The 12,244-nt window shown below is 72.8% G+C and carries 8 protein-coding genes; all 8 read left to right on the top strand.

Annotated features, from left to right (window positions below; all coding sequences use genetic code 11):
* The first annotated feature begins 2 nt into the window (after positions 1-2).
* The 8 genes from trpA to C7M71_RS05805 all read left to right on the top strand — a co-directional run bounded on the left by trpA (position 3) and on the right by C7M71_RS05805 (position 12,176).
* Positions 3-827, top strand: a complete 825-nt coding sequence (gene trpA / locus C7M71_RS05840; protein ID WP_111495300.1) for a tryptophan synthase subunit alpha — start codon at positions 3-5, stop codon at positions 825-827.
* Positions 828-1,069: 242 nt separating this feature from the next.
* Positions 1,070-1,984 (top strand): DsbA family protein, encoded by a 915-nt coding sequence (locus tag C7M71_RS05835; protein WP_114914212.1) that lies wholly within the window; start codon positions 1,070-1,072, stop codon positions 1,982-1,984.
* 131 nt (positions 1,985-2,115) lie between these two features.
* Positions 2,116-2,658 carry a MauE/DoxX family redox-associated membrane protein gene (locus tag C7M71_RS05830; RefSeq protein WP_229758560.1) on the top strand — a complete coding sequence of 181 codons (543 nt, stop codon included), beginning with the start codon at positions 2,116-2,118 and terminating at the stop codon, positions 2,656-2,658.
* Between the two features lie 117 nt (positions 2,659-2,775).
* Positions 2,776-3,624, top strand: a complete 849-nt coding sequence (locus C7M71_RS05825) for a DsbA family protein (RefSeq protein ID WP_111492442.1) — start codon at positions 2,776-2,778, stop codon at positions 3,622-3,624.
* Between the two features lie 127 nt (positions 3,625-3,751).
* Complete coding sequence (gene lgt / locus C7M71_RS05820) at positions 3,752-4,762, top strand: prolipoprotein diacylglyceryl transferase (protein WP_111492440.1); 1,011 nt, start codon at positions 3,752-3,754, stop codon at positions 4,760-4,762.
* A gap of 214 nt (positions 4,763-4,976) precedes the next feature.
* Positions 4,977-5,714 carry a VIT1/CCC1 transporter family protein gene (locus C7M71_RS05815; protein ID WP_111492439.1) on the top strand — a complete coding sequence of 246 codons (738 nt, stop codon included), beginning with the start codon at positions 4,977-4,979 and terminating at the stop codon, positions 5,712-5,714.
* A 416-nt stretch (positions 5,715-6,130) separates the two neighbouring features.
* Positions 6,131-10,723 carry a glutamate synthase large subunit gene (gltB, locus tag C7M71_RS05810; protein WP_407675867.1) on the top strand — a complete coding sequence of 1,531 codons (4,593 nt, stop codon included), beginning with the start codon at positions 6,131-6,133 and terminating at the stop codon, positions 10,721-10,723.
* The gene (locus tag C7M71_RS05805; protein WP_111492437.1) at positions 10,716-12,176 is read left to right on the top strand and encodes a glutamate synthase subunit beta; all 1,461 of its coding nucleotides are present in this window, start codon (positions 10,716-10,718) and stop codon (positions 12,174-12,176) included. Before gltB ends, C7M71_RS05805 begins: the two co-directional genes overlap by 8 nt.
* Positions 12,177-12,244 lie beyond the last annotated feature (68 nt).

The following is a 12,244-nucleotide window of genomic DNA, read 5'->3' as shown; positions in this document are numbered from 1 at the left end:
CCATGAGTAACCTGAGCACCACACAGAGCAAGCTGAGTGCCACCATCGCCGCCGCCGGGGCGGAGGGCCGGGCCGCGCTCATCGGCTATCTGCCGGCCGGCTTCCCCACCGTCGACGGCGGCGTCAAGGCCGCGCTGGCCCTGCTGGAGGGCGGCTGCGACGCCGTGGAGATCGGCCTGCCGCACTCCGACCCGGTACTGGACGGCCCCACCATCCAGACCGCCGTCGACATCGCGCTGCGCGGCGGGGTGCGGATCGCGGACGTGCTGCGCACGGTCCGCGAGGTCTCCTCGGCCGTGGACGCGCCCGTCCTGGTGATGACCTACTGGAACCCGGTGGACCACTACGGCCCGGCCCGGTTCGCGGCCGAACTGGCGGCCGCCGGGGGCGCCGGCTGCATCCTGCCCGACCTGCCGGTGGAGGAGTCGGCGGAGTGGCGGGCGGCCGCCGCGGAGCACGGTCTGGACACCGTCTTCGTGGTCGCCCCCAGCAGCCGCGACGAGCGGTTGGCGCAGGTCACCGCCGTGGGCACCGGGTTCGTCTATGCGGCGGCGGTGATGGGCGTCACCGGTACCCGGGCTCAGGTCGGCCATCTCGCGGAGGACCTGGTGAAGCGCACCCGCGCCACCACCGAGCTGCCGGTCTGCGTGGGGCTGGGCGTCTCCACCCCCGCCCAGGCGGCCGAGGTCGCGGCCTTCGCCGACGGTGTGATCGTGGGCTCGGCCTTCGTCCAGCGGCTGCTGGACGCGGACGGGGACGAGGAGGCCGGTCTGGCCGCCCTCCGCGCCCTCGCCGGTGAGCTGGCCGCCGGAGCCCGCCGCCGCTGAGGCCCGGACCGGCACTGCCCTGCGGCCCGCCGCCCCCCGTCCGGGGGGCGGCGGGCCGTCTCCGTCCGCAGGACGGGGGTCCCTCGTATGGGTGGTTCGCGCGGCTCCCGCACCACCGGCTCGGCGGGCCGCTCGTTGAGGTACCGGCAGGTTCGGCGGCGCCCTCCCTCCCCGGGCGCCGCCGCCGTCCCCGGGCCCCTGCGGGCCCGGTCGGCGAGAAAGTCCAGCGAGAGGATCCGTCCGTGCCCCGGTACCAGCACGCCAGAGTCCTGCGAGCCGCCCTGGCGGCGGTCGCCCTCACTGCGGCTGTGGTCGGCGAGACGGCCGTCGGCCGGGCGCTGGCGGACCGTGGGGCCGAGGAGACGGGCCGGTCGGCGCTCGCCCGGGCGGCCATGGTGCAGGCCCGCGACGTACCGGAGGGCCGGGCCAGCCGGGCCGAGGCCGCCCGGCGGGGCGCCCTCAGCGGTCGGCCGGTGGGCGGACCGCCGGAGGCCCCGGCGGTCCCGGGCGCCCGTCCGGTGGCGGACCGGGCCCACGGCCCGGAGCTGCCCGCCGCCGCCATCCTGCGCCGACTGCCCGCCCGGTTGGACCGCGACGGCGCGACGATCCTGATCGGCTCCGGCCGCGCCCCGGTCACCGTGACCCTGTACGAGGACTACCGCTGCCCCGACTGCCGCCGCTTCGAGCAGGCCCAGGGCGAGACGCTGGCCCGGCTGGTGGCGGACGGCACCGTGCTGATCCGCCGGGTCATCGAGTCCTCGCTGGATGTGCGGCTGCCCGGCATCGGCGCCCAGCGGGCGGCCAACGCCGCCCGCGCCGCCCTGGCGTCCGGGCGCTTTCCGCTCTACAACGCGGCGCTCTACGCCAACCAGCCGCCCGAGCGGCAGGACGGCTACACCGTCGCCCGGCTGCTGAAGATCGCCTCCCAGGTGCCCGGGCTGCGCGGCGCGGCCTTCGACCGCGCGGTCCGCTCCCAGCGGTACGCCTCCTGGGTGCGCGCCTCCCAGCGGGTCTACGACCGCTATGACAGGCGGGTCCACTCGGGGACGCCGGGCATGGAGGTCAACGGCCGGGTGGTGGATCTGGAGAAGCGGATGGACCTGGCCCGCGACCCCGAAGCACTGCGCGCCTTCCTGCTCGCGGCGGCGCGTGACTGAGTCCGCACGCCGGGACCAGCGGCCCTGGGGAACCCCGACCGGGGCGTGAGAGGTTCCCAGGGCATGCATCTTCTTGCCGCCGACCGCACCGCGCCCGCTCGCCGGGCCGGGTTCTCCGAGGGGGACGACCGATGACCGCACCGCAGGACGCCATGCCCGCCGAGGACTCCGGCCCCCGCCCCGCTCCGGCCGCCCCGGCTCTCCGGCGGGCCCTGGAAGGGCCGGCCGCAGCCTGGGCGAGCACCGTCGCCCGGCTCGGGCTGGCCGCCGTCTGGGCCTGGGCGGGCCTGGCGAAGATCGCCGACCCGGCCGAGGCCGCGCAGGCCGTCCGCGCCTACCGCATCCTGCCGGAGTCGCTGGTCAAGCCGGTCGGCTACGGCCTGCCGTTCCTGGAGCTGGCGCTGGCCCTGCTGCTGCTGGTCGGCCTGGGCACCCGGGTCGCCGCCTTCCTCTCCGGGGTGCTGCTGCTGGTCTTCATCGCCGGCATCGCCTCGGTCTGGGCGCGCGGGCTGACCATCGACTGCGGCTGCTTCGGCGGTGGCGGTCAGGTGGCCTCCTCGCAGACCAGGTACCTCCAGGAGATCCTGCGCGACACCGGCTTCCTGCTGCTCGCCGGGTGGCTGATCCGGAAACCGCGCAGCCGGTTCTCCGCCGACGGCTGGCTGGCCGCCTGAGGAGCGACCGCCGATGACGTCCCCGCCACGACCTCCGTGACCCGACCCCTGTGAAGCCGGGCCGGCCGCACCGGGCCGGTCCCGTCCCTCCCGTGACCAGCAAGGCAGCACATGCAGATGAGTGAGAAGAACCGAGGAAGCAAGCGCACCGCCCGTGAGCGGCTGGTCGCCGAGCGGCAGGCCCAGGAGGCCCGCTCCCGGCGGAACAAGAAGCTGGCGGTACTCGGCTCGGTGATCGCCGTACTCGCGGTGGCGGTCGGCGTGGGCGTCGCGGTGCAGAGCCAGCGGAGCAAGCCGGAGACCCCGGTGGCCGCCCCCGCCGGCGCGGTCGGCGCCAGGAAGCTGGTCATCCCGGACGGGCCCGCCAACGCCCCGTCCACCCTCACCGTCTACGAGGACCCGCGCTGCCCGGCCTGCCAGCTCTTCGAGAAGGCGTTCCAGCCGACCATCGACCGGCTGATGAACCAGGGCAAGATCGTGGGCAACTACCACATCGTGTCCTTCATCGACCGGCACGACAACGGCACCGGCTCCAAGAACGGCGCCAATGCGCTGGCCTGCGCCCAGGACGCGGGCAGGTTCCGGGCGTTCCACAATGTCCTGTACGCCAACCAGCCGCCCGAGACCGAGGACCCCTGGAGCGACCGCAGCAAGCTGCTCACGCTCGCCAAGCAGGTGCCGGGGCTCGACACGCCCGCCTTCCGGACGTGTGTGAACAACAACACCTATGGCGGCTGGGTCTCCGCCGTCCAGCAGGACTTCGACAAGTCCGGCTTCACCTCGACGCCCACCGTGCTGCTCAACGGCACCTCGATCTTCCCCAAGAAGGGCGACCAGCAGATCTCCCCGGCCAACCTGGTGGCCTGGGTGGACGCCGCCAACAAGGGCAAGCCGCTGGGTACCGCCGCCTCGGCGAGCCCCGCTCCCGGCGCCGCTCCGGCGGCCTCCCCGGCCCCCTCGCACTGACCCTCGCAGCGATCCCGCACTGACCCGCACGGCCGCGCCGTCGTGCTCCACACGGAGGCGGCGGCGCAGGTTTGTGCCCCAACCGGTACGGACGCGCCGCGCTCGGCGCGGTAGCGTCTTCCTTGCCATGGACCTTGCATTCATCCCGAGCCCGTCGCGGGGCGTGATCCACCTCGGACCGATCCCGCTGCGCGCGTACGCGTTCTGCATCATCATCGGCGTCGTCGTCGCCGTCTGGCTCGGCAGCAGGCGCTGGGTCGCCCGCGGTGGGGCCGCCCACACGGTGGGTGACGTGGCGGTCTGGGCGGTGCCCTTCGGCCTGGTCGGCGGTCGGCTCTACCACGTGATCACCGACCACCAGCTCTACTTCGGCGCGGGCAAGCATCCGCTGGACGCGCTGAAGATCTGGAACGGCGGCCTGGGCATCTGGGGCGCCATCGCGCTGGGCGCCGTCGGTGCCTGGGTCGGCTGCCGCCGGGCCGGGGTGCCGCTGCCCGCCTGGGCGGATGCCGTCGCGCCCGGTATCGCGCTGGCCCAGGCGTGCGGGCGCTGGGGCAACTGGTTCAACCAGGAGCTCTTCGGCAAGCCCACCACGCTGCCCTGGGGCCTGGAGATCGACTACGACCACCGCCCCGACGCCACCAAGGCGCTGGCCACCTACCACCCGACGTTCCTCTATGAGTCGCTCTGGTGCATCGGGGTCGCGCTGCTGGTGCTCTGGGCCGACCGCCGGTTCCGGCTCGGGCACGGCCGCGCCTTTGCGCTCTATGTCGCGGCGTACACCGTGGGCCGGTTCTGGATCGAGTACCTGCGCGTCGACGAGGCCCACCACCTCCTGGGCCTGCGGCTCAACGACTGGACCTCGATCGTGGTCTTCCTGGGCGCGGTGGTCTACCTGGTGCTCTCGGCCAAACGGCACCCCGGCCGGGAGACCGAGATCGACCCGGCCGCCCGCGCCATCCCCGAAGGGCCGCTGGACGGCGCCGGGCCCGCCCCGGCCGACGGCGGCGAGGACGCCGGGAAGCCTCGGCCGAGCGCGGCCGACGTCGCGCTGGCGGAGGCCGCCCGGGCGGAGGACGAGGTGCACGCCGAGGAGGAGCGGCACGACCGGGCACCGGAGGCCGGCAAGCGCTCCTGAACCGCCCGCAGTCTCTTCGACCGCCCCCGCCGCACCGGCGGGGGCGGTCGCTGCCTTCCAGGTCCGGAACAGCCCCCGAACTGCCCCGGAGCCGCCCCGACCAGCGGGTTCGGGCAGCCTTCCCTTGCTGGAAAGAAGTTCTGTCGCGCACTACCTTCGAGGACTGAGAGGCCCCTGCGGGGGCGGGGGAGCGGCACCGAGGGGACGAGCGCACATGACATCGACGATCATCGGTCCGGCCGCAGAGCCGGTCACGGCCGAGGCGCACCACCACAGCCACCGCGATGTCAACGGCGGCTGGCTGCGGCCCGCCGTCTTCGGCGCGATGGACGGCCTGGTCTCCAATGTGGCGCTGATGACCGGTGTGGTGGGCGGCAATGCCTCCCGGACCACGGTGATCCTGGCCGGGCTGGCCGGGCTCGCCGCCGGAGCCTTCTCGATGGCGGCCGGCGAGTACACCTCGGTGGCCTCGCAGCGCGAGCTGGTCGAGGCCGAGCTGGAGGTGGAGCGCCGGGAGCTGCACCGCAACCCCGACGATGAGCTGGCGGAGCTGGCCCAGCTCTATGTGGCGCGCGGCGTGGAACCCGAGCTGGCCGCCGAGGTGGCCAGGCAGCTGTCGGCCGACCCCGAGCAGGCCCTGGAGATCCACGCCCGCGAGGAGCTGGGCGTGGACCCGCACGACCTGCCGTCGCCGCTGCTCGCCGCGGTCTCCTCGTTCGGCGCCTTCGGGGTGGGGGCGCTGCTGCCGGTGCTGCCGTACCTGCTGGGCGCGACCAGCCTGGTGCCGGCGCTGCTGGTGGCCCTGGTGGGGCTCTTCCTCTGCGGCGCGGTGGTCTCCCGGGTGACCGCCCGCAGCTGGTGGTACAGCGGGCTGCGGCAACTGCTGCTGGGCAGTGCGGCGGCCGGTCTGACCTTCCTGCTCGGCCGGTTGATCGGCGGCGGTATCGGCTGACACGGCCCCCCTGCCCGCCCGCTGCCCACTGCATAGTCATGCGGTGGGCAGCGTGACGTTGCACACAGTCGTAGCGGTGGGCCGTCCCCTACCATCGAAGGAGCGGCAGGTGGACACCGGGGTCCGGGGTCGGAGCGCAGCGCGGCGCGGACCGCTTCCCGAGGCAGGTGTTTCGACCCGGTTTCACCATCGATCGCCAGGGGCACACTGTCGACGACGTGCGGGTGATCCTTCGTCGTCCCCGGATACCCCTACCGGTGGGTAATAGCGCCTGACCTGGGCCTGCGTCCACGATTTGGACGCAGAATTCCACTTCCCGGGACAAACGGCATCATGTAACCTGCACGAAATCGCAGAGGGCCAACGTCGTCTCTCTGGCGCCAGTGATACAGCCAAAGACGACGACGGGAGAGCCGATGCTGTCTGCGTCCATGCGCTCCGGGCCCTATACGGCCGTGAAGGACGCGCGCCCCGCATCGCAGGGCCTGTACGACCCGAGCAACGAGCACGACGCCTGTGGCGTCGGCTTTGTGGCGACGCTGACCGGCACCGCGGACCACCGCATCGTCGAGCAGGCGCTCACCGTGCTGCGCAACCTCGAACACCGGGGCGCCACCGGCTCCGAGCCCGACTCCGGCGACGGCGCCGGCATCCTCACCCAGATCCCCGACGCCTTTCTGCGCGCCCAGACCGCCTTCGACCTCCCCGCCGCCGGCGGCTACGCGGTGGGCATCGCCTTCCTCCCCGACGAGGACGCGGCCGACGCCGCCGCCGTCGCCAGGATCGAGGCCATCGCCGCCGAGGAGGGCCTGACCGTCCTCGGCTGGCGCGACGTCCCGGTCACCCCCGACCTGCTGGGCGCCACCGCCCGCTCGGTGATGCCGCGCTTCCGCCAGCTCTTTGTGGCCGACCCGACGGGTGAGCGCACCGGCATCGCGCTCGACCGGGTCGCCTTTGTGGTCCGCAAGCGCGCCGAGCGCGAGGCCGGGGTCTACTTCCCCTCGCTCTCCGCCCGCACCATCGTCTACAAGGGCATGCTCACCACCGGGCAGCTGGAGCCGTTCTTCCCGGACCTCTCCGACCGCTCCTTCGCCTCCGCACTCGGCCTGGTCCACTCCCGGTTCTCCACCAACACCTTTCCGAGCTGGCCGCTGGCGCACCCGTACCGCTTTGTCGCCCACAACGGCGAGATCAACACGGTCAAGGGCAACCGCAACTGGATGCGCGCCCGGGAGTCCCAGCTGGCCACCGACCTCATCCCCGGTGGCGACCGGCCCGGCGGGCTGGACCGGATCTTCCCGGTCTGCACCCCGGACCACTCCGACTCCGCCTCCTTCGACGAGGTGCTGGAGCTGCTGCACCTCGGCGGCCGCTCACTGCCGCACGCGGTGCTGATGATGATCCCGGAGGCGTGGGAGAACCACGCCACCATGGACGCCGCCCGCCGCGCCTTCTACCAGTACCACTCCAACCTGATGGAGCCCTGGGACGGCCCGGCCTGCGTCACCTTCACCGACGGCACCCGGATCGGCGCCGTACTGGACCGCAACGGCCTGCGCCCGGCCCGCTACTGGGTCACCGAGGACGGCCTGGTGGTGCTCTCCTCCGAGGTCGGCGTGCTCGACATCGCCCAGGAGAACGTGGTCCGCAAGGGCCGCCTCCAGCCCGGCCGGATGTTCCTGGTCGACACCGCCGAGCACCGCATCGTCGAGGACGACGAGATCAAGTCCGCCCTCGCCGCCGAGCACCCGTACGCGGAGTGGCTGGCCGCCGGGCAGATCCAGCTGGGCAACCTCCCCGAGCGCGAGCACATCGTGCACACCCACGCCTCGGTCACCCGCCGCCAGCAGACCTTCGGCTACACCGAGGAGGAGCTGCGGGTCCTGCTCGCCCCGATGGCCCGCACCGGCGCCGAGCCGATCGGCTCCATGGGCACCGACACCCCCATCGCCGCCCTCTCCGACAAGCCCCGGCTGCTCTTCGACTACTTCACCCAGCTCTTCGCGCAGGTCACCAACCCGCCGCTGGACGCCATCCGGGAGGAGCTGGTCACCTCCCTCGGCTCCAACCTCGGCCCCGAGGGCAACCTGCTCAAGGCCGAGCCGGCCTCCTGCCGCACGGTCGACATGCCCTTCCCGGTGATCGACAACGACGAGCTGGCCAAGCTCGTCCACATCAACGCCGACGGCGACCAGCCCGGCCTCAAGGCCGTCACCCTCTCCGGCCTCTACCGGGTCTCCGGCGGCGGTACCGCCCTCGCCGCCCGGCTGGACGAGATCGCCGCCGAGGCCGACGCCGCCATCGCCGACGGCGCCCGGATCATCGTGCTCTCCGACCGCCACTCGGACGCCGAGCACGCCCCGATCCCCTCGCTGCTGCTCACCTCCGCCGTCCACCACCACCTCATCCGCACCAAGCAGCGCACCCAGGTCTCGCTGCTGGTCGAGGCCGGCGACGTCCGCGAGGTGCACCATGTCGCGCTGCTGATCGGCTACGGCGCCGCCGCCGTCAACCCCTACCTGGCCATGGAGTCCGTCGAGGACCAGGTCCGCTCCGGGGTCTTCGTCAAGGGCGTGGAGCCCGAGAAGGCCATCCGCAACCTGATCAAGGCGCTCGGCAAGGGCGTGCTCAAGGTGATGTCCAAGATGGGCATCTCCACCGTCGCCTCCTACCGGGGCGCCCAGGTCTTCGAGGCCATCGGCCTCTCCCAGGAGCTGGTCGACCGCTACTTCGCCGGTACCACCACCAAGCTCGGCGGCATCGGCCTGGAGCAGATCGCCAAGGAGGTCGCCGCCCGCCACGCCAAGGCGTACCCGGTCTCCGGCATCCCCTCCGCGCACCGCGCGCTGGAGATCGGCGGCGAGTACCAGTGGCGCCGCGAGGGCGAACCGCACCTCTTCGACCCGGAGACCGTCTTCCGGCTCCAGCACTCCACCCGCTCCCGCCGCTATGACATCTTCCAGCAGTACACCTCCCGGGTGAATGAGCAGTCCGAGCGGCTGATGACGCTGCGCGGCCTCTTCCGGCTGAAGCACGGCGAGCGGCCCCCGGTGCCGATCGACGAGGTCGAGCCGGTCTCCGAGATCGTCAAGCGGTTCTCCACCGGCGCGATGTCCTATGGCTCCATCTCCATGGAGGCCCACCAGACCCTCGCCATCGCCATGAACCGCCTGGGCGGCAAGTCCAACACCGGCGAGGGCGGCGAGGACCCGGAGCGCCTGTACGACCCCGAGCGCCGCTCCGCGATCAAGCAGGTGGCCTCCGGCCGCTTCGGCGTCACCAGCGAGTACCTGGTCAACGCGGACGACATCCAGATCAAGATGGCCCAGGGCGCCAAGCCCGGCGAGGGCGGCCAGCTGCCCGGCCACAAGGTCTACCCCTGGGTCGCCAGGACCCGGCACTCCACCCCCGGCGTCGGCCTGATCTCCCCGCCGCCGCACCACGACATCTACTCCATCGAGGACCTTGCCCAGCTCATCCACGACCTCAAGAACGCCAACCCGAAGGCCCGCATCCATGTGAAGCTGGTCTCCGAGGTCGGCGTCGGCACCGTCGCCGCGGGCGTCTCCAAGGCGCACGCCGATGTGGTGCTGGTCTCCGGCCATGACGGCGGCACCGGCGCCTCCCCGCTGACCTCGCTCAAGCACGCCGGCGGCCCCTGGGAGCTGGGCCTCGCCGAGACCCAGCAGACACTGCTGCTCAACGGCCTGCGCGACCGCATCGTGGTGCAGACCGACGGCCAGCTGAAGACCGGCCGCGATGTGGTGGTGGCCGCCCTGCTGGGCGCCGAGGAGTTCGGCTTCGCCACCGCCCCGCTGGTGGTCTCCGGCTGCGTCATGATGCGTGTCTGCCACCTGGACACCTGCCCGGTCGGCGTGGCCACCCAGAACCCGGTGCTCCGCGAGCGCTTCACCGGCAGGCCCGAGTTCGTGGTCAACTTCTTCGAGTTCATCGCCGAGGAGGTCCGCGAACTCCTCGCCGAGCTGGGCTTCCGCTCCATCGAGGAGGCCGTCGGCCGCGCCGAGCTGATCGACGCCACCCAGGCCGTCGACCACTGGAAGGCCGCCGGGCTGGACATCGCCCCGCTGCTGCACGTCCCCGCGCTGCCCGAGGGCGCGGCCCGGCACCGCACCGTCGAACAGGACCACGGCCTGGACAAGGCGCTGGACAACCAGCTGCTCACGCTCTGCTCCGAGGCCCTGGAGCATGGCGAGGCGGTCCGCGTCCAGCTGCCGATCCGCAATGTCAACCGCACCGTCGGCACCATGCTCGGCCACGAGGTGACCAGGCGGTACCGGGGCGAGGGACTGCCCGAGGGCACCATCGACGTGACCTTCACCGGCTCCGCCGGCCAGTCCTTCGGCGCCTTCGTACCGCGCGGCATCACCCTGCGGCTGGAGGGCGACGCCAACGACTACGTCGGCAAGGGCCTCTCCGGCGGGGTGCTGGTCGTCCGGCCCTCCCGGGACGCCGCCGCCATCGGCGCCGACGCCCAGAACCACGTCATCGCCGGCAACACCATCGGCTACGGCGCCACCGCCGGCCGCATCCACCTGCGCGGCAAGGCCGGTGAGCGGTTCGCCGTCCGCAACTCCGGGGCCACCCTGGTGGTGGAGGGCGTCGGCGACCACGGCTGCGAGTACATGACCGGAGGCCGGGTCCTCGTCCTCGGCGAGACCGGACGCAACTTCGCGGCCGGCATGTCCGGCGGCATCGCCTATGTGCTCGACCTGCGGCCCTCCCATGTCAACGGCGGCATGGTCGGTATCGAGGCCCCCGACAGCGCGGACCGGGGCTGGCTGCGCGAGACCGTGCAGCAGCACTACGAGGAGACCGGCTCCACCGTCGCCGCCGAACTCCTCGCCGACTGGGGTGCCGGCGTCTCCCGGTTCTCCAAGATCATGCCCACCGACTACAAGGCTGTGCTCGCCGCCAAGGACGCCGCCGAGCGCGACGGGCTCTCCGAGTCCGAGACCACCTCGAAGATGATGGAGGCGGCTAATGGCTGACCCGAAGGGCTTCCTCACCACCCCGAAGCAGAACGCCGAGCGGCGACCCGTCGACGTGCGCATCCGGGACTGGAACGAGGTCTACGTCGAGCGCAGCCTGCTGCCGATCATCACCCGGCAGGCCGGCCGCTGCATGGACTGCGGCATCCCGTTCTGCCACAACGGCTGTCCGCTGGGGAACCTCATCCCCGAGTGGAACGACCTGGCCTGGCGCGACGACTGGAACGCCGCCATCGAGCGGCTGCACGCCACCAACAACTTCCCGGAGTTCACCGGGCGGCTCTGCCCCGCCCCGTGTGAGTCGGCCTGCGTCCTCGGTATCAACCAGGACCCGGTGACCATCAAGAACGTCGAGGTCACCATCATCGACAAGGCGTGGGAGAACGGCAGCGTCAGGCCGCAGATCCCGGAGCGCCTTTCCGGCCGGACCGTCGCCGTGGTCGGCTCCGGCCCGGCCGGACTGGCCGCCGCCCAGCAGCTCACCCGGGCCGGGCACACGGTGGTGGTGTACGAGCGCGCCGACCGCATCGGCGGCCTGCTGCGCTATGGCATCCCCGAGTTCAAGATGGAGAAGCGGCACGTCAACCGGCGGGTGGAGCAGATGCGCGCCGAGGGCACCCGGTTCCGCACCGGCGTCCAGGTCGGCGAGGACATCACCGGCCAGCAGCTGCGCGAGCGGTTCGACGCGGTGGTGATCGCCGCCGGCGCCACCACCGCCCGCGACCTGCCCGTCCCCGGCCGGGAGCTGCGCGGCATCCACCAGGCCATGGAGTACCTGCCGCTCTCCAACAAGGTGCAGGAGGGCGACTTCGTGGAGTCGCCGATCTCCGCAGCCGGCAAGCATGTGGTGGTCATCGGCGGCGGCGACACCGGAGCCGACTGCGTCGGCACCGCCCACCGCCAGGGCGCGGCCTCGGTCACCCAGCTGGAGATCATGCCCCGCCCGGGCGACCAGCGCCCCGAGCACCAGCCCTGGCCGACCATGCCGATGACCTACAAGGTCACCTCGGCCCATGAGGAGGGCGGCGAGCGCGTCTACGCGGTCAACACCACCCACTTCAGCGGTGACGAGCACGGCAATGTGCAGCAACTGCACCTGGTGGAGGTGGAGTTCACGGACGGCCGCTTCCAGCCGGTCGAGGGCACCGAGCGCGCCATCCCGGCGCAGCTGGTCACCCTGGCCATGGGCTTCACCGGCACCGACCGGCAGAACGGCCTGGTCGAGCAGCTGGGCGTGGACCTCGACGCCCGGGGCAACATCGCCCGCGACGGCCGCTTCGCCACCAACCAGGACGGCGTCTTCGTCTGCGGTGACGCCGGTCGCGGCCAGTCGCTGATCGTCTGGGCCATCGCCGAGGGCCGCTCCGCCGCCGCCGCGGTCGACGCCCACCTCGGCGGCACGGCCGACCTGCCCGCCCCCATCCGCCCGACCGACCGTCCGCTGACGGTCTGACGGCACCCTGACGTCCCCGGCCCGCCGCCCGGCGGCGCGGCCGGGGCGCGTACGCCGCGGCGCCTGCC

Source organism: Peterkaempfera bronchialis (assembly GCF_003258605.2).
Taxonomy (GTDB): Bacteria; Actinomycetota; Actinomycetes; order Streptomycetales; family Streptomycetaceae; genus Peterkaempfera; species Peterkaempfera bronchialis.
The sequence above is the reverse complement of the archived record's forward strand: the minus strand, read 5'-3'. Positions and strand labels throughout refer to the sequence as shown.

Coding starts and splice junctions, on each gene's coding strand:
- trpA (WP_111495300.1), top strand. CDS start 3: ATGAGTAACCTGAGCACCACACAGAGCAAGCTGAGTGCCACCATCGCC.
- C7M71_RS05830 (WP_229758560.1), top strand. CDS start 2,116: ATGACCGCACCGCAGGACGCCATGCCCGCCGAGGACTCCGGCCCCCGC.
- C7M71_RS05825 (WP_111492442.1), top strand. CDS start 2,776: ATGAGTGAGAAGAACCGAGGAAGCAAGCGCACCGCCCGTGAGCGGCTG.
- lgt (WP_111492440.1), top strand. CDS start 3,752: ATGGACCTTGCATTCATCCCGAGCCCGTCGCGGGGCGTGATCCACCTC.
- C7M71_RS05815 (WP_111492439.1), top strand. CDS start 4,977: ATGACATCGACGATCATCGGTCCGGCCGCAGAGCCGGTCACGGCCGAG.
- gltB (WP_407675867.1), top strand. CDS start 6,131: ATGCTGTCTGCGTCCATGCGCTCCGGGCCCTATACGGCCGTGAAGGAC.
- C7M71_RS05805 (WP_111492437.1), top strand. CDS start 10,716: ATGGCTGACCCGAAGGGCTTCCTCACCACCCCGAAGCAGAACGCCGAG.